General features: G+C 38.4%; 24 protein-coding genes. 9 read left to right on the forward strand and 15 right to left on the reverse strand.

The window, feature by feature from the left end; genetic code table 11:
* Positions 1-5: 5 nt before the first annotated feature.
* Genes E7Z77_RS01585 through ehaA form a run of 7 tightly spaced genes read right to left on the reverse strand, consistent with a single transcriptional unit; the run spans position 6 to position 2,953 of the window.
* Positions 6-701 (reverse strand): EhaG family protein, encoded by a 696-nt coding sequence (locus E7Z77_RS01585; protein ID WP_292749429.1) that lies wholly within the window; start codon positions 699-701, stop codon positions 6-8.
* Positions 701-1,294 (reverse strand): EhaF family protein, encoded by a 594-nt coding sequence (locus tag E7Z77_RS01590; RefSeq protein ID WP_292749431.1) that lies wholly within the window; start codon positions 1,292-1,294, stop codon positions 701-703. The genes E7Z77_RS01585 and E7Z77_RS01590 overlap by 1 nt, the downstream gene beginning before the upstream one ends.
* Entirely contained in the window at positions 1,291-1,551 is a 261-nt protein-coding gene (locus tag E7Z77_RS01595) for a DUF2107 family protein (protein WP_292749433.1), read from the reverse strand. Before E7Z77_RS01595 ends, E7Z77_RS01590 begins: the two co-directional genes overlap by 4 nt.
* A complete protein-coding gene (locus E7Z77_RS01600) occupies positions 1,544-1,813 on the reverse strand; it encodes an EhaD family protein (RefSeq protein ID WP_292749435.1) in 270 nt (89 codons plus the stop codon). Before E7Z77_RS01600 ends, E7Z77_RS01595 begins: the two co-directional genes overlap by 8 nt.
* A gap of 4 nt (positions 1,814-1,817) precedes the next feature.
* Positions 1,818-2,066 carry a DUF2109 domain-containing protein gene (locus tag E7Z77_RS01605; RefSeq protein WP_292749437.1) on the reverse strand — a complete coding sequence of 83 codons (249 nt, stop codon included), beginning with the start codon at positions 2,064-2,066 and terminating at the stop codon, positions 1,818-1,820.
* Positions 2,067-2,070: 4 nt separating this feature from the next.
* Complete coding sequence (locus tag E7Z77_RS01610; protein WP_292749439.1) at positions 2,071-2,571, reverse strand: hypothetical protein; 501 nt, start codon at positions 2,569-2,571, stop codon at positions 2,071-2,073.
* On the reverse strand, positions 2,564-2,953 hold the full coding sequence (ehaA, locus tag E7Z77_RS01615; RefSeq protein WP_292749441.1) for an energy-converting NiFe hydrogenase A subunit EhaA: 390 nt from the start codon (positions 2,951-2,953) through the stop codon (positions 2,564-2,566). The genes E7Z77_RS01610 and ehaA overlap by 8 nt, the downstream gene beginning before the upstream one ends.
* 113 nt (positions 2,954-3,066) lie before the next feature.
* Between ehaA and E7Z77_RS01620 the strand changes: the two genes are divergently transcribed.
* Positions 3,067-3,999, forward strand: coding sequence for an NAD-dependent epimerase/dehydratase family protein (locus E7Z77_RS01620; protein ID WP_292749443.1), 933 nt, complete (start codon positions 3,067-3,069; stop codon positions 3,997-3,999).
* Positions 4,000-4,010: 11 nt separating this feature from the next.
* On the opposite strand, the gene E7Z77_RS01625 is transcribed toward E7Z77_RS01620, so the two are convergent.
* A complete protein-coding gene (locus E7Z77_RS01625; protein ID WP_292749445.1) occupies positions 4,011-4,382 on the reverse strand; it encodes a hypothetical protein in 372 nt (123 codons plus the stop codon).
* Positions 4,383-4,657: 275 nt separating this feature from the next.
* Here E7Z77_RS01625 and E7Z77_RS01630 point away from each other — a divergent pair, with 275 nt between their 5' ends.
* From E7Z77_RS01630 to gatE, 7 genes are read left to right on the forward strand one after another with little or no spacing between them, the layout of a single operon-like run.
* Positions 4,658-5,209 carry a cupin domain-containing protein gene (locus tag E7Z77_RS01630; RefSeq protein ID WP_292749447.1) on the forward strand — a complete coding sequence of 184 codons (552 nt, stop codon included), beginning with the start codon at positions 4,658-4,660 and terminating at the stop codon, positions 5,207-5,209.
* Positions 5,210-5,229: 20 nt separating this feature from the next.
* Complete coding sequence (locus E7Z77_RS01635) at positions 5,230-6,897, forward strand: AMP-binding protein (RefSeq protein ID WP_292749449.1); 1,668 nt, start codon at positions 5,230-5,232, stop codon at positions 6,895-6,897.
* A gap of 13 nt (positions 6,898-6,910) precedes the next feature.
* Positions 6,911-7,189, forward strand: a complete 279-nt coding sequence (locus E7Z77_RS01640) for a 4Fe-4S dicluster domain-containing protein (protein WP_292749451.1) — start codon at positions 6,911-6,913, stop codon at positions 7,187-7,189.
* Positions 7,190-8,305: a 3-methyl-2-oxobutanoate dehydrogenase subunit VorB gene (locus tag E7Z77_RS01645; protein WP_292749453.1), complete on the forward strand. Its 1,116-nt coding sequence runs from the start codon at positions 7,190-7,192 to the stop codon at positions 8,303-8,305.
* Between the two features lie 13 nt (positions 8,306-8,318).
* Positions 8,319-9,755: a 2-oxoacid:acceptor oxidoreductase family protein gene (locus tag E7Z77_RS01650; RefSeq protein ID WP_292749455.1), complete on the forward strand. Its 1,437-nt coding sequence runs from the start codon at positions 8,319-8,321 to the stop codon at positions 9,753-9,755.
* Between the two features lie 12 nt (positions 9,756-9,767).
* Positions 9,768-11,078, forward strand: a complete 1,311-nt coding sequence (gatD, locus tag E7Z77_RS01655) for a Glu-tRNA(Gln) amidotransferase subunit GatD (RefSeq protein ID WP_292749458.1) — start codon at positions 9,768-9,770, stop codon at positions 11,076-11,078.
* A 10-nt stretch (positions 11,079-11,088) separates the two neighbouring features.
* Positions 11,089-12,954, forward strand: coding sequence for a Glu-tRNA(Gln) amidotransferase subunit GatE (gene gatE, locus E7Z77_RS01660; RefSeq protein WP_292749460.1), 1,866 nt, complete (start codon positions 11,089-11,091; stop codon positions 12,952-12,954).
* Between the two features lie 493 nt (positions 12,955-13,447).
* On the opposite strand, the gene E7Z77_RS01665 is transcribed toward gatE, so the two are convergent.
* The 6 genes from E7Z77_RS01665 to E7Z77_RS01690 form a co-directional block, all read right to left on the reverse strand.
* Positions 13,448-13,789, reverse strand: a complete 342-nt coding sequence (locus tag E7Z77_RS01665) for a hypothetical protein (RefSeq protein ID WP_292749462.1) — start codon at positions 13,787-13,789, stop codon at positions 13,448-13,450.
* A gap of 216 nt (positions 13,790-14,005) precedes the next feature.
* The gene (locus E7Z77_RS01670) at positions 14,006-14,626 is read right to left on the reverse strand and encodes a hypothetical protein (protein WP_292749464.1); all 621 of its coding nucleotides are present in this window, start codon (positions 14,624-14,626) and stop codon (positions 14,006-14,008) included.
* 100 nt (positions 14,627-14,726) lie between these two features.
* On the reverse strand, positions 14,727-14,960 hold the full coding sequence (locus tag E7Z77_RS01675) for a hypothetical protein (protein ID WP_292749466.1): 234 nt from the start codon (positions 14,958-14,960) through the stop codon (positions 14,727-14,729).
* Positions 14,961-15,310: 350 nt separating this feature from the next.
* Positions 15,311-15,634, reverse strand: a complete 324-nt coding sequence (locus tag E7Z77_RS01680) for a zinc-ribbon domain-containing protein (RefSeq protein WP_292749468.1) — start codon at positions 15,632-15,634, stop codon at positions 15,311-15,313.
* Between the two features lies 1 nt (position 15,635).
* Positions 15,636-16,286: an SHOCT domain-containing protein gene (locus E7Z77_RS01685; RefSeq protein WP_292749470.1), complete on the reverse strand. Its 651-nt coding sequence runs from the start codon at positions 16,284-16,286 to the stop codon at positions 15,636-15,638.
* Between the two features lie 133 nt (positions 16,287-16,419).
* Complete coding sequence (locus E7Z77_RS01690) at positions 16,420-16,689, reverse strand: transcriptional regulator (RefSeq protein ID WP_292749472.1); 270 nt, start codon at positions 16,687-16,689, stop codon at positions 16,420-16,422.
* A gap of 31 nt (positions 16,690-16,720) precedes the next feature.
* Between E7Z77_RS01690 and E7Z77_RS01695 the strand changes: the two genes are divergently transcribed.
* Entirely contained in the window at positions 16,721-16,882 is a 162-nt protein-coding gene (locus tag E7Z77_RS01695) for a hypothetical protein (protein ID WP_292749474.1), read from the forward strand.
* Between the two features lie 64 nt (positions 16,883-16,946).
* On the opposite strand, the gene E7Z77_RS01700 is transcribed toward E7Z77_RS01695, so the two are convergent.
* Complete coding sequence (locus E7Z77_RS01700) at positions 16,947-17,495, reverse strand: hypothetical protein (protein WP_292749476.1); 549 nt, start codon at positions 17,493-17,495, stop codon at positions 16,947-16,949.
* Between the last annotated feature and the right edge of the window lie 90 nt (positions 17,496-17,585).

The raw sequence follows: 17,585 nt of genomic DNA on the forward strand, positions 1-17,585 counted from the left end.
ATCACCTACTCCCGGTCAATGTCCTCTTTCATAAGCAGCCCCATAAGTCCTACTTTGGTAGCTACTTTTAATAATAATCCACATGCAACTAAGAATAAACTGAACAACCAGTATTGGGGTGTTACGAAGAACAGCAGGAAACCGATTATCCATAAACACCATGAAATTCCGGAAACTCCTGCGATACCATCCAACACAAGCACCGGAAGACCTTTTGCCTTTTTGGACAATGCATAAAATACAATTCCTCCACCGGCTACTGCCCCTCCGGTAAATCCTGTAAGGAAAATACCGTAACCGATTAAAACCAATGCGATAAAGTTAGGAGCGGTATTCATGATCTCCATGTTCAAAGCGAACGGCTGAGGGAACAGTGAAGATGACTTGGACAGGTTCCTTCTAGGGTCATTCTCTATTATTCTCATTTCTCTTGTAATCAAAATTTCAGATATGGCCAAAGTTTCTGCAAGCTCCACCACAAGACCCGGCAAAATCAATGCTTCCGCCAAGTCGGTTCCTACAGCGGATACCACAAAAATCATTGCAAGACCAACCAGGTCTGTCAGGATAAGAATATGAAGTTCTTCCCTCTTGAGTGCAATAGCCATTGTTCCTATAAATCCAACTATCAGACCGGCGTAAATCGCAGGCAGATACATGCTTATGAATGCACTTGGAACACTAAGCGGTATATACACCATCAGTTATCCCTCCTTAACTGTTTTGACCTTGCTTTTGCATCATTGGCCTTTACTTCATTAGCCACTTTAGTTGAGTCAGATATGGCCTTTTTAACGTCATCCTTAATCCTTTTTTCATCATTTTTTCTGTTCATTGTATAATTTACAGAAAGCCATGACGCAATGATGAATGACATCATCAATATTGAAGATTCAAGAATAGTATCGAATCCTCTTGTATAATACAATATCTCATCTATAAGTCCGCCAGGAGATGAATATATTGATGTTCCAAAGTATGGGGATATAGAGGATACCCATTGTGATATTGGAGACATGTATCCTGTAATCATACCCAGCATGGCTGCATTTTCAGGGTATTGAGGATGAATATTTCCCGGCTCTTTGAGGACTTCACCACCCCGGTCATAAGGAGCGATGGCCAAACCGTCATCTATTTGCTCTTGAGGAGCTGGTCTAACATATAATTGATCTGGATTTAAGGCCATAGGCACTATAAGTCCTACTATTAATATAATTCCCAAACTGAATGCAAAAAGACGGGGAATGTTTTTCGGGTCAGCCAGTTTGTTCCATAAAACTCCGATTCTCATACGTCTGCCCCCATCTCTTCTAAACGAATAATAGCTCTAAATAAAATTAAACTGATAATTACTGTTGTGGCAAGCAATGTCAATAATGCCAGAACATGATTGTAGCATAATAAAACCAAACAAACTCCGATTGAAGCCACTTCAGTGTTGATTGTCCTGATTATCGGGTCATTGACTCCAGGACCCCATGCAGTAGCAATGCTTCCTACAATTGCAAGGAATATTCCGAAGTAGAAGAACAATGAAACGCTAATCATTTGCATCACCGCCTGCAAGCTTGTTTCTTCTAATCTCATTAATTTTCACAATGGCCAGGATAAATATCAATGTGGATAACGGGTCAGCCAAAGCCGCGAACATCGCCACATCCAAGTATTTGAACAATACAATCACCAAAACAAAACCTGCATCAAGTATTGTAAACATTATGACCTTATCCAATGGCTTTCTAAGAAATATGATGCCGAATGCACCGATTAACATTAAAGCAATTGCAATTATTGATACGAAAAACTCCATCTTATCACTCCAGCAGTATTTCATCATCAAGCCTTTTCAAAGTATATGCAATTGCATTTGCACTAATTGTAGAACAAATGAAGAATGCAGCCGCAACAACAAGAGCAAACGGAGTGTTAATCACCAATGCTATAATGGCAGATACTCCAAAGCCGATAACGTTTATGTACAAAAGCCTTTCAGCCCTGTTTCTTGTTATCAAAGCTCTCAATGCTACGAATATGACTATGATACCAATTATTTCTACATACATATTATCACTCTCTAGCATGCCTATTGAATTTTTCGGCGATTTTGCCTAAAATTACAGAAGCCCTAACCTGATCAATGCCCTGAACTGTCAATATGGCAATGACCATTCCTACAATGAACATTTCAGGTTTAAAACCAAGGAAAGAACAGCAAATGAACAAGATCAATGTTGCTGTCAAACTTCCGCAAGTTCCGGCATACCCCGGATCGGCGCATAGCCTGTTTCCCATAAATACAAAGAACGCGGCTATTATTCCGCCAGGAATTCCTAAAAGCAGATATCCAATAGAAGCCAACAATGTACCGGCAGACGCATCAGGAGAACATAAAATGTTTCCTTGGAAATATCCGCCAGCAATATCTCCTCCCCTCTTTTCAACATCTTTTCCAACTAAACCTGCCCCTCTAACGCCAGGCTGTTCGGGAAGTCCGAAATATGTATCCACAATAACAAAATTCAACCAACAAAGAATTGCAGCAATTATTATTCCAATTACCTCATTCATCAATATCCTCCCCATTATCTTCACTTAGAGGCTTTGGAAATACAAAATCAAATAGATATTTCACAAATAATGCAGATAAAACACCAATGACAATAGCTAGAACCAAACCGTTATACATGAAAGTATAATTCAAAACAAAAAATATGGAAAGAACACCAATAGCTATTATCGGAGTTGGATATACAGCACTTACATCAAAAGAGTACCTATATGGTTTGCCAGGCAATAATGGAAGTCTTAAAAGCAAAGCTACTACAATAGAGACTATGATGGCCACAATATAAGCTACCAGCATGTCAAATGAACTTATAGCCAAATTGCCAAGTCCCAACGCATTGCCATAGGAAGCAAAGAATATGGTACTACCTATCAAATCAAACATATTATTAGACTCCTCTTAAATAATAAATATAAATATAAAAATATATAAAGATTGTTACTTAAAAATAATATATAATTGCTTAATTATAATTTAAATTAATTAATGGTGGCTTAATGAAAAATAAAAATATTCTAGTAACCGGTGGACTTGGATTTATCGGCTCTCATATTTCCAATGAGCTATTAAAGGATAATAAAGTTATTATTATTGATAATCTATCCACAGGCAATATTAATAATTTAAACAATCCAGAACATGAAAATCTGAAAATAATCAAACAAGACATTCGCAATGTTAATTTTGACGATTTAACAAGCGGAATCGATTATATTTTCCATCTTGCAGCCATGGCAAGTGTCCCATTAAGCGTGGACAAGCCGGTAGAATGCTGCGAAATAAATGTCAATGCCACCGTAAAGCTTCTGGATTCCGCTGTAAAAAACGATGTCAAAAAGATAATCCTTTCATCTTCGTCTTCGGTTTATGGGCAGAACAGGAACATGCCCCTTAAAGAAAGTGAAACTCCGATGCCCACCTCACCATATGCGGCCTCAAAGGTCAGCTGTGAAATGTATCTGAAATCATTTTATGACAGCTACGGCCTGAACTACACTTCCCTAAGGTATTTCAATGTTTTCGGACCTGGGCAAAATAAGAATTCCCAGTATGCTTCTGTCATACCTAATTTCATTGGCTCCATTCTTGAAGGATCACAGCCTGAAATTTACGGCGACGGCGAGCAGACAAGGGACTTCGTCTATGTTAAGGATGTTGTGCGCGCAAACATAAATGCCTGCGAGTCCGATTTCAACGGAATCGTCAATGTAGCATCAGGCAAAAGAATGAGCGTCAACAGACTGTATGAAATCATAAAGGACACCCTCAACAGCGACATCGAGGCAAAATACCTTCCGAAAAGAAAAGGGGACATCAAGCATTCCCTTGCGGACGTGAGCAATCTGGAAAGAATCAACGTTAAAATAGATTCTGAAAACTTTGAAAATCAGTTAATAGAAACCATAGAATGGTTTAAAACTATATTGTAAAAAAAGTAAAATTAGTGGAATCCGCATCCACTACAGGTTTCACATTTCTCTTCTTCAACAGGATTATATACCTTATCTTCCTGAAGAGTGGCTGATATGAAATATTGGTCGAATTCATCCTTGCTTTTTAAAACTGGTGAAAGTCCTTTAAAGTCACATCTGATATCACCGGTTCCACCAATATCAACTAAAATCGGTTCTCCCAATTTAAACCTTTTAAAATATGCTTCAACTTCATCTTTTAAAGCACCTGGTACTCTGAAATTAAAAGATAAAATATTATTTTCCTTCATTTTCAAACCAACATATTTCTGGTCAATTTCATAGTTTAAACCTAATTGTTTTTTGAAAATCACATTAGTACCAATCTCATTAGATGTCATTTTTAATCTCCTAAAAATAATTAAATTAACATTATATTTTTAAAGTATTTAAATACTTTCCTAAAAAATATCAAAATTTCTGCATGGCAGCCACATGTTAATGGAATGCCGCCGTTCATTTCTCAACTCAAACAAAATTTTAATCCATGAAAATTTATAACGAATTATCACGATTTTTAATAAGATTTATATAATTTCATATACAGAGTTACTATATGTTATAATATTATATTATAATAACACAACAAATCAATTAAAAAAATAGGTGTTTTTGAATGAATGAATACAATATAGATATTGGAAATAGAATTAGAGAATTGAGAGAACTATCAGATATTACAATTAAAGAAATTGCTGAAGAATTGAATATTAAAGAAGAAACTTATATCCAATATGAAAATGCTGAAGTAGACATTCCAGCAAGTTTCTTATACGAACTTGCACACATTTTTAAAGTTGATTTAGGATTATTATTAACTGGTGAAGAAAGCAGAATGAGCATATTTGATGTTACCCGCGCAAATAAGGGAGTTTCAGTAGACAGAAGAAAAGAATATACACACGAAAACCTATGTTCTAAATTCATTCATAAGAAAGCTGAAACATTCCTTGTTGTGGTTGACCCTGAGAAAAACCCTGTGCCTTCACTAAATTCACACCCCGGCCAGGAATTCAATTACGTGCTTGAGGGTTCCTTGAAAATTTATATACACAACAATGAAATCGTGCTGAACGAAGGGGATAGCATATTCTTCGACTCAACACATAGACACGCAATGGTAGCGCTTAACGACAAGCCCGCTAAATTCTTAGCAGTAATCATATAATACTTACAGGAGATAATTTAATGACATCAGTGATTGGAGATTTTGTAGAAAGAGTTGACTTTAACTCTTATGAAGACTTTTTTGAAAATTTTAAGCTTACCTATGATGAAGATTACAATTTCGGATTTGATGTGGTGGACAAGTATGCCGAAATCGATCCGGAAAAGATTGCATTGATTTGGGTAAATGACAACGATGAGGAACACACCTTCACATTCAAGGAGATGAAGGAATATTCCAACAGAGCAGCAAACCTGTTCAAAAGCCAAGGAATCAAAAAGGGCGACTGCGTAATGCTGACCCTTAAGAACAGGTATGAATGGTGGTTCTGTATGGTTGCACTGCATAAAATAGGTGCAATAGCAATTCCCGGAACCCATATGCTGAAGCTTCATGACATTGACTTCAGAATAAGGGAAGCGAATGTGAAAATGATCGTTTCAGTAGAGGAGGACACATTACTTCCCGATTATGAAGCGGCTGAAAAGTCATTAGGCCTTGATTTGCCTAAATTAGCAATTGAAACCGACAGAGAAGGTTGGATAAACTTCAACGAAGCCCTAATGAATGAAAGCCCTGTCTTTGAAAGGCCAACCGGCGAAGACAAGACCTATGCCGAAGAAATTTTCCTAATATATTTCACTTCAGGAACCAGCGGACTTCCGAAAATGGTTTCACATAAGCATACCTACTCCCTGGGCCACATTCCAACCGCAAAATACTGGCATAATGTTATAGAAGACGGAATCCACCATACCTCAGCGGATACAGGTTGGGGAAAGGCCGTATGGGGAAACCTATATGGGCAATGGATTGCTGGAACCGGAATATTCATCTATGACTATGACAGGTTCAACGGATTGAAGCTGCTTGAAAAGATTATACAGTATAAGGTGGATACATTCTGTGCCCCTCCAACAATCTACAGATTCATAATCAAGGAAAACATTGAGGGCTATGATCTGTCCAATTTAAAATACGTTACAACCGCAGGAGAGCCTTTGCCTCCCGAAGTGTCCGAAAGGTTCTATGACCTTTCCGGCTTAAGAATCAAGGAAGGGTTCGGCCAGACCGAAACAACATTGTCAATCGGAACATTCATCTGGCTGGATGCAAAAGTTGCATCCATCGGCAAGCCTTCCCCATTATTCGATTTGGAGCTATTGGATGAAAACGACAATAAAGTGGAAATCGGTGACGAAGGAGAGCTTTGCTTCAAACTCAATGATGGGCCAAATCCAGGATTATTCAAAGATTATGTGAACGATGAAGAAAAGTACAAAAAGCAGATTCATGACGGATATTACCACTGCGGAGATACCGCATGGGTGGATGAAGACGGTTATGTGCACTTCGTTGGAAGAAACGATGACATCATCAAATCTTCAGGTTACCGTATCGGACCGTACGAAGTGGAAAGCGCTGTCCTATCACATGAAGCAGTTGCACACTGCGCAATTACCGCTTATCCTGATGAAGTGAGAGGTCAGATTGTAAAGGCAAGCATCGTGCTGCAGCCTGACTTCGAGCCATCAGATTCATTAACTAAAGACATTCAGAATCATGTTAAAAGAGTTACAGCTCCTTATAAATACCCTAGGATGGTTGAATATGTGGATGAACTTCCGGAAACCATCAGCGGTAAAATAAGAAGGGTTGAAATCAGAGAAAAAGACAATGAAAATTAATTCAGATGATAAAATGACAGAAGAGATATCTTATCCAGTTATCAATAAGGAAATTTGCAAAGGCTGTATGAGATGTATAGTCGGATGTCCTCAAAATGCAATATTACTTTCACAAGACATGAACAACGCAGGATATCAATTTGCATATTACAGTGGAAACGGCTGTACCGGATGTAAAGACTGTTACTTTACCTGTCCGGAACCATTAGCATTAGAAGTACATCAATATAAAAAGATCGTTGATGATTCCGTTGCAAAAATGATTAAGGCCAAAGTAAAAGGGGGAGATTAAATGAGCAATCAAATGGTAAAAGGAAATACTGCAGTCATCATCGGCGCAATGTATGCCGGCTGCGACTGCTTCTTCGGATACCCAATCACTCCGGCAAGCGAAATCTTGCACGAGGCATCAAAATACTTCCCGATGGTTGGAAGAAACTTTGTCCAGGCTGAAAGTGAAGAGGCATCAATCAATATGGTTTACGGCGCTTCAGGAACAGGCCACAGAGTAATGACCTCATCATCAGGACCTGGAATCAGCCTGATGCAGGAAGGGTTTACTTTCCTTGCGGGGGCGGAACTTCCTGCAGTGATTGTAGACATCATGAGGGCAGGACCTGGACTTGGAAACATCGGACCTGAACAGGGAGACTACAACCAAATCGTTAAAGGCGGAGGCCACGGTAACTACAAAAACATAGTTTTAGCTCCAAACAGCGTTCAGGAAATGTGTGATTTGACAATGAAAGCGTTTGAGCTTGCTGACAAATGGAGAAACCCTGTAGTCGTATTGGCTGACGGTACTTTAGGCCAGATGGCTGAACCTCTGGTTTTCCCAAGCGAAGCAATCGAACCTAAAGATGACAAGCCTTGGGCAGTCAAAGGAAATGAGGAAACAATGGAAAATCTCATCACTTCAATTTTCAACGACTTCAATGACCTGGAGGATTTCAACTACAAGCTTCAGGAAAAATATGCTCAAATAGAAGCAGAAGAAGTCATCTATGACGAATATCAGGTTGAAGATGCAGATATTGTCCTTGTATCATTCGGTATCAGCAGCAGAATTGCAAGGTCTGCAGTGGACAAGGCACGTGAAAAAGGCATAAAAGTTGGACTTTTAAGGCCAATCACATTATCCCCGTTCCCGGTTGACAGAATAAAAGAATTGTCCGACAAGGGAGTAAGCTTCATTTCCGTTGAAATGAGCAACGGCCAATTGCTTGCAGACGTACAGTTTGCAGCACTGAGAAAGGATGACACCCATCTTGTCAACAGAATGGGTGGAAACCTGATTGAACTTAAACAGATCCTTGCCAAAATTTATGAAATAGCAGGATTCGAAGATGAAGACATGGACCTATCCAAAAGAAGCGAGGAAAAGGCCAGTCCAAATATAATTGATTAGAGGATGTGGAAAAATGAGTGAACATGAAAATAAAGATTATGAATTACAGATACGTAGAAATCCACAATCCCTTTTAGAAGAGTATCCAAGAAAAGGAACAAATATCCAATCTACTCACTACTGTGCAGGTTGTGGACATGGAATATTGCATAAACTGATTGCAGAGTGCATGGACGAACTTGGAATCCAGGAAAGATGTGTAATGATTTCACCGGTAGGTTGTTCAGTATACGCATACTTTTACTTCAACTGCGGAAACTTCCAGACAGCACACGGAAGGGCACCTGCAGTAGCTACCGGAATTTCCAGAGCAGAAGACAATGCCATCGTAATGAGCTATCAGGGAGACGGAGATTTAGCTTCAATTGGTTTGAACGAAACCCTGCAGGCAGCTAACCGTGGAGAAAAAATGGCAGTGTTCTTTGTAAACAACACAGTCTACGGTATGACAGGCGGACAGATGGCTCCGACCACATTGATCGGCGAAAAGACCGTAACATGCCAGACCGGAAGAGACCCTGATTATGCAGGACACCCTACACACATGTGCGAACTGATCAATACCCTGAAAGCACCTGTATTCATTGAAAGGGTTTCCCTTTCAAATCCTTTGAAAATCAGGCTTGCAAAATTCGCAATCAAACAGGCGCTGACCGTGCAGAAAGAAGGAAAAGGATATTCATTCGTTGAAGTGCTCTCACCTTGCCCAACCAACTTAAAGCAGGATGTTGTTAGTGCTCAAAAATTCATTGAAGAACAGATGGAAAAGGAATTTCCTGTTAAAAACTTCAGAAATAACATTTACACAAAAGAACCTGTCCAAAGACCAAAAAGTGACTTTTCAACAGAATCATTGGATAAAATATTCAATGTCAGCAGAGGAGAGGATTCAGGATATGTCGATGAGGACATAGAACCTGTCAGCATCAAGGTTTCCGGATTCGGAGGCCAGGGCGTTTTAAGTGCAGGACTCACCATTGCCCAAGCGGCATGTTCAGAAGGAAAGCACGTTTCCTGGTATCCTAGCTACGGACCTGAACAGAGGGGAGGAAAATCCAACTGTTCCGTAGTGATTTCCAATGAAACAATCGGAACCCCTGTTGTTGATGACATTGACATTCTCATTGCTTTGAACAAGCCATCCCTTGAACAGTTCTCACAGGACGTCAAGGATGGCGGAGTTATACTTTACGATTCTAAAATCGGTGAATTTGAAACTGACAGAAACGTTGAGGTCATTGCAATGCCTTGTGTCGACATTGCAGAAGAACATGGAAATGCAAGAACTGCAAACACCGCACTTTTAGGCGCACTGACTGAACTGACTGACGTTTTAAAACGCGAATCTTACGAAAACGCCATTCGCGAAATGTTTGCATCCAAACCTAAAGTCATTGATGTGAACATTGAAGTTCTTGAAGCCGGAGCTGAATGGCTGAAAAACAATTAATAGTGTGATTTGATGACATATAAAGAAATTTCTCAAAATTATCTTAAAAATTACGGTTTAGGCATTGGGGATACCATCAAAGTCCATAAGGAGGACATCACATATACCGGTATCCTCCTTGACCGACCGGAGGATGCCGATGACGGATATCTGGTTTTGAAATTATCCAGCGGCTACAACATTGGTGTGGCTATTGAAAATACCACATGCGAGCTAATCGAAAAAGGTGACAAGCCAAAAATAGGCTATGACGAAACTGAAATCCCTCATGACGAAAGCAAACAGAACATTTCAATCGTTTCAACCGGTGGTACAGTATCCTCAGTTATAGATTACAGGACCGGAGCGGTGCATCCCAAGTTTACCGCATCAGACCTTGTAAAGGCCAATCCTGAACTCCTGGACTATGCAAACTACAACGTTAAGGCGCTCTACAATATTCTGAGTGAAGACATGAAACCGGAATACTGGGTCAGGGCTGCAGAAGAAATTGCCAATGACATTTCAGATGGCGCGGACGGTGTCGTGATAGCTCACGGTACCGATACAATGCACTATACCTCAGCCGCATTGAGCTTCATGCTGAAGACTCCTGTTCCAATCATCATTACCGGAGCTCAGAGAAGTTCAGACAGGCCTTCAAGCGATGCAAACATCAACCTGATCGATTCAGTAGTTGCTGCAAAATCAGACATTGCAGAAGTCTGCGTCTGCATGCACGGAAGCCTGAATGACGAGTACACCTACCTCCACAAGGGAACAAAGGTAAGGAAGATGCACACTTCAAGAAGGGATACCTTCAGAAGCATCAACGCTCAGCCAATAGCTAAAATCCAAAACAGGCAGATCAGCATCAATCCGGAATATGAGTATGCCAAAAGGGGAGACAATGAACTTGAACTGAACACCTCCATTGAGGACAAAGTAGGATTCATCAAAAGCTTCCCGGGAATTTCAACTGACTACATCGAATATCACATTGATAAAGGCTATAAGGGCCTTGTCATTGAGGGAACCGGTCTTGGACATGTTCCGAATGACCTGATTGACTCATTCAAAAGGGCACAGGATGAAAGCATTCCAATCGTCATGACCTCACAATGCCTCTACGGAAGAGTGAATATGAATGTCTACTCAACCGGACGCAACATCATTGATGCGGGAGTAATCTCCGGAAGGGACATGACTCCTGAAACCGCATACGTCAAGTTATGCTGGGCATTAGGTCAAAGCGACGATTACGATAAGGTGAAAGAGATTATGCAAACAGATATTGCAGGTGAATTTAGTAAAAAATCCTCAATCAGGGATTTCTTAAATTAAGGTGGTTATGATGGATTACGAAAAATTAGGATTGAAAATGGGACTTGAGATTCACCAGCAACTGAATAGTGAGCATAAGTTGTTCTGTCCTTGTAAAACAGAGCTTGTTGATGATGATTTTGACGAACTGATTCAAAGAAAATTAAGGCCGACCCAATCAGAGCTTGGAGAAATCGACAGGGCTGCCCTTCAGGAGTCCTTGAGGGGATTGAATTTCAAATATGAAAACTTTGAAAAGCACACATGTCTTGTCGAAAACGATGACGAACCACCTCACAGCCTGAATGAGGAAGCGCTTGACATCTGCATTACAATCGCATGCCTTATGAACATGCATATCGTTGATGAATTCCATACAATGAGAAAACAGGTCATCGACGGAAGTAACACAGGAGGATTCCAGAGAACCGGTATGGTTGCAACAGACGGATACCTTGACACCCCTTACGGCAGAGTCGTTATTGAAAGCTTAGGCCTTGAAGAGGATGCTGCAAGAAGAGTTGAAACCAAAGACGGATTCACAGAGTTCAGGCTGGACAGACTGGGAATTCCTCTTGCAGAAATTACAACAGACCCTTCAATGCACCACCCTGATCAGGTAAGGGAAGTTGCATATATGCTCGGCCAGATTCTAAGAAGCACAAACGTTAAAAGAGGTCTTGGAACAATCAGGCAGGACTTGAACATTTCCATTGCTGAAGGCGCACGTGTGGAAATCAAAGGTGTTCAGGACCTTGACTTGATGGCTGAAATCGTAAACCGTGAGGTTGAAAGACAACTGGCTTTAATCGACATCAAAAAGGAACTCAATGCCCGAAATGCTGAAGTCTTAGATGAAATTCATGACCTTGATGAAGTGCTTGAAGACACCGGATCCAAAATATTGAAATCCGCCGAAACAATTAAGGCAGTTGTGCTTAAAGGTTATGACGGTTTGATAGGCCGCGAAGTTCAACCTGGAAGAAGATTCGGTACTGAAATTGCAAGCTATGCCAAAAAACGTGGAGTTGCAGGTATTTTCCACTCAGATGAGTTGCCTGCATACGGAATCACACAGGAAGAAGTTGATAAGGTAAATGACTTCCTCAACATCGGCGATGACGATGCATTCATCATTGTAGCTCATGATGAGGATATTGCAATATCCGCACTGGAAGAGGTTAAAAGAAGAGCTGAACTGGGCATTGACGGTGTTGTTGAAGAAACCCGTAAGGCACTGGATGACGGAAACACCGAATACATGAGACCGCTTCCGACTGCAAACAGGATGTATCTTGAAACCGACATTCCATTGTTCAAGATTACATCTGAGAGAATCGAACCTATTGCAAACAACCTTCCGGAACTTCCTGACGTGAAACAGGCAAGAATCATTGAGGAATACAAGTTAAGTGAAGACCTGGCGACACAGCTTGTCAAAAGGCAGGAAGCCGACATGTTCGAAGACATCCTTGCGGGTGTTGACGTTGATGCAACACCGGTCGCTTCACTCCTTGCATATGACCTCAGGGAAATCAAAAGGGAAGGCCTCGATGTCAATGTATTGACACTTGACCACTTCAAGGGAATATTTACCCTTTTAGCTGAAGGCAAGATTGCAAAAGACAGCGTACGTAAACTTGCGGTTGAAACAATAAAGGCTCCTGATATGGATATTGCTGAAATCGCTGAGAAAAACAACCTGACCATGCTCAGTGAAGATGACGTGGCTAAAATCATTGCCGACATTGTGGCAAGCAATGAAGGAATGGTAAAAGAACGTCAGATGGGTGCAATGGGTCCTTTAATGGGAATGTGCATGAAGCAGCTTAAAGGAAAGGCTGACGGCGGTATGGTCAACAAGATCGTTCGCGAAGAAATACAGAAATTATTGTAGGGAAACTCACATTTTCCTTAAAACTCTTTTTTTATTAAAAAATCTTTAAATTTAGGTGTGCCTAAAAAAATAGAAAGCTTTATATACTATCATGACCAAGTATGTAATAGAGATTGAATTTAGGTATACCTAAAAACTCTCACATTATTAGTCAAATAATAATACACTCTCCAAAATTAGAATTGTGTTGAATTAGGTTTTCACAATTTGCTAATTTGATACAAGTCGAAGGAAAAATTAAAATCTGCCAAAATATAATTTTCCTCAAAAAAACACTGGTGTTTAATTAAGTCGGTTAAACACCAAACTCTCTCTCTTTTTATAATTATTATACTAACAACAATGAATTTATTCCTGCAAAACATCACATTAACACCGGCACAATCCCCATGAACTTATGAAAGCAGGTTCGAGTGTAATTAATGTGCGATTATATTAAAAATAGCACTCATTAAAATTAATGTTGAAATAAAAAAATAATAAATTATTGAAACTATCTAGCTTGAACAACTTCTTCTTTAATTTCTTCTTTAATTGTTATTTTCTGAGTTACATTGCAACCAGTATAATTATCATTTCCACCATAACTGATTGTTATATTATACTTTCCAGGATCATTATCCAATTTTAACTTTCCAGTCCCATTACCATCAGTGACAACTGAATAATAACCACTAGTGCTGTTTTCATCAGTTACTGTAACATTAACAGTCTGGTTGGCAATAGCTGTCCCATTAACATCAGTCAACTTGATTTTAAGGGAATTCCCCTCAGTCAATGTGGCATTGCTTTCAAAAGTTAATTTTGTATCTTGTTTTTTTGTGTTCGGCATCATTGCAACTACACCAACCAAAAAGAGCGGCGATAATTACAATCAAAGCCAGAATAATAATCTTATCTCTATCCATACTATCACCCTAAAACAATATTTTGCATCAAATATAATTTGTGTCAATCATATGTATATAACAATTCTGATACAAATTCTATGATTCATCCAGTAATTACATATTTATGATGATATCTCTTTAAAAATAAAAAAAATGGAGGTTTAATATATCTTAGTGCCCCCATGTCCTAAAAAACTACCTGTAATTATATTTCCTTGAGCATCTTGGCCACTATAGTCATAATATCCATCTCCGGCAACTACAACATACCGACCGCTAGCTAATTCAACAACACGCATTTCATCCTGGCCAATACCAGTTGATCGATAGTATCCTAAATCAGGATTATATTCCGGATAACTCAATGCAGTAACTTCCTCATCAGTAAGTGTGGGAGTGACAGTTTCCACATTTAAATTATAATCGGCATTACTTGGTAAATAATCTTTATTTCCATTAAAAGAAACTTTAACAATATATTTTCCTTTTTCTAAATCAAAATCAAACGTATTTCCAATATCAGAATCCAATGGAACTTCTTCATCAACAATTATATTCCCATTATTATCTTCTATAGAAAGATTAATTTCCACATAAGGTAAAACATTACCCTTTGAGTCAAGCACTTTCACTGAAAAAAGATTATCATCAACAGACTGATTTGTTTGTTTTATTTCTATATCTGTTGATTTTTCATTTGATTGCAAATACATTACCCCAATAAGAACACTTAGTACAATAATAATTGCAATTAAAATCAAGATTATGTTTTTATTTTCCATATAACACCCCACACTAATACTTTATAACCTGTCCGTAATATAAATTGTGTATAAAGAATAAATAAAAAAAGAAGAAAAAATAGAGGATTTAATCTCTATTTTAGATAGTTATTGTTTTCAATTTTGTTGCTGCAGTGTATTTGTAGTTTCCATTGTATTTTACTTCAACAAGATGTGAACCCGGCATTATTTCATCAACAATAGCAGTAGCTAAACCGTTTGTTATTTTTTCGACATATGTTACGCCTTCATAGGTTATCCTTAAGTTTCCTGTTGCATCACTGGCTATGCTGGCGGTTATTATTGTTTTTCCGTTTTCTGATTTAGCAGTCACTCCCATTCCAGTGTGTCTTTTATTATTTTAAAGCTGATTTTCTGCGTTTCTGCATTGTATTTGTAGTTTCCAGCATATTTCACAGTGACGTTATATGTCATTTCTTTTAAATTGGAAATGGTTAATGTGCTAAGCCATTGCCGATTTTAACACTATGAGAACCCTCATTTACAATAATTTGGACATTACCTGGCGTATCTTTATCTAATTTAACTTTAATGATAACAGTGTTGCGAACATAATCTTTAAAATAGTATATATTTGTTTTGAAAAAAAATAAATGGTGAATATTTTTTACATTAAAAAAATAAAGAGAATAGCTAACTTCTTTTTATCCTATTTATTTAAGGTTAAGATAACATACAAGCCGAACTAACAATTACAAAAACAGTTAAAAATATAATCATTACGATAATATTATCATTATTATAAAATGGCAAAAATATGGCGAATATTAAAGCTGCAATAGCTATAATAATTATAATTACACCAAATGCCTCTCCAGCAGATGGCTCCTGACTTTTAACAGGTTTACCATAATTATAAGATTTTCTTGCAGATCTGCGTTGCCCATAATTCCAGCTACCGCTGTCAAAGCCAGGATCAAAACCGCAATTTTCACAGTAGGGTTCATTGTCTGCCAGTGTTGAACCACAATTTGGACAAGTTTTCATATTACCCCTCAAGCAACTTCTTCTTTGCTAATGTGAACTCTTTATCAGTTAATAAACCTTCTTTGTACATGTTTGCAAGCCTTTCCAAATCATCAGTTAGTGAACTGCATTCATGCTTTGTTTCTGCTCTTGCATTGTCCAGACCTTGACCGGTTTCTTCAAATTGGGATCCGCTAGTCCGTTCGTTGATGACATTTATAAAATGGTTTTCTACATAAAAATCCTGTTGTATGCTGGTTTCCACACCCATGAAGAACATTATTTTAATGTCCTGGTTTTCAACTAAGCGAATGATGATTATGTTCTGGTCATTCGGGTCTCTTTTTGCAGATAATATGTCTCCATAGGGGATTCTTAAATCTTTACTGTCTTTAGCAGCCCTCTTAAATACAATGCCCCTGTCAACTACCTGGATGGTGGTGATTACCTGCCTATTTTGTTCTTCCTGTTTGAAGCCGCTTGTAGCGGTCAATCCAATAAGTCCCAATTTTAATGTTGCGGCACCTTTTACCCAACCGCTTCTGGTGCTTAATCTTATTTCAGTGTCCGGAAAAATGGCCTTGCAGGATATGCCTTCAAAAATGTTACATTTTTCCAATGCCTCTTCCATAAGTTCCTCTTCTGATTTTTTATTTTCACCAAACGATTCCATGATAACCTATTATCGCACAAAGATAATATAACTTGTGCATTTTATCCGCTTTTTAGCAAATCAGATGATGGAACTTCTTCTTTTTTCAGTAATGTATTTAAGTCTGTTTAACACCACTTCTTTTTAAAAACAGTTACTCTAATTTATCAACTATTTCCTCACCAACACTTGTGAGACGATACAGGCGCCCCTTCCTTGCTTCTTCATTTATGCATTCGGCTATGCCGGTTTCTTTTAATTCCTTTAACACTTTTGAAATATGGTTTGTTCTGATTCCAGTATCATTTGCGATGACAGTTGGTGTTTTGATTTCATTCTTTAAAGCTTTAACAGTTTTGACACGATATGAACTGATATTTACATATGCATATTTTTTTAAAGTTTTATCATCGATAGTAAACAACCCCTAATTTTCCCAAATTATAATAACTCTCATGTCATATTTAAGCTTATCTACAAGAAATTATATGAATAGCTTCAATTACAGTGCTGGATTGAAGATATTGGAAAAAAGTTGCGCAAAATTGAATGAAAACGTTGAAGTTAGAGGCTGGTTTGAACCATGGAAAAGAATTGATATTGGAAAAATATTATGAAAAAAAGATGTAAGTAGATGAAATTTCACCCACTTAAATTAAAAATCAACACCTCATTGAGGACTCATACCGGCTCCCATACATTATTTCCAAGATGCCTATGCAAACCTCCAGGACTGTCCAATACTTCACCCGTATAAATTACTCTGCCTGCTTGAGGACTGTAAAACGCTCCAGAGTCATAAGAGGATGATGTTGTGCTTGTACTAGCGGGTTGTGCTTCAACAACCTCTTCTTTAACGGTAATCTTTTCACTAGCATTACATCCATTATACTTGTCATTTCCACCATAACTGATTGTTACAGCATATTCTCCAGAATCCTTATCCAATTTTAACTTTCCAACTCCATCACCATCCGTTACAACTGAATGATAATCGCAGGTATTGTTCTTATCAGTCACTGTAACGTTAACAGTCTGATTGGCAATAGCTGTCCCATTAGCATCAGTCAACTTGATTTTAATGGAATCACCCTCAGTCAATGTGGCATTACTTTCAAAAGTTAATTTCGTATCCTGTTTGGTCATGTTTGGCATCATTGCAAAAATCCCGACCAAAAGGGCGGCAATAACTGCAATCAAAGCCACAATCATAATCATATTCCTATCCATTTTTTAACACCCCTCTAAAATGTTACTTCAACTTCCCTGATTTCAACACTGTTTGACACCGGATACTTATGCAATGTTGAAATGATTATT

This window comes from Methanobrevibacter sp., assembly GCF_015062985.1.
In the GTDB taxonomy this organism is placed as follows: domain Archaea; phylum Methanobacteriota; class Methanobacteria; order Methanobacteriales; family Methanobacteriaceae; genus Methanocatella.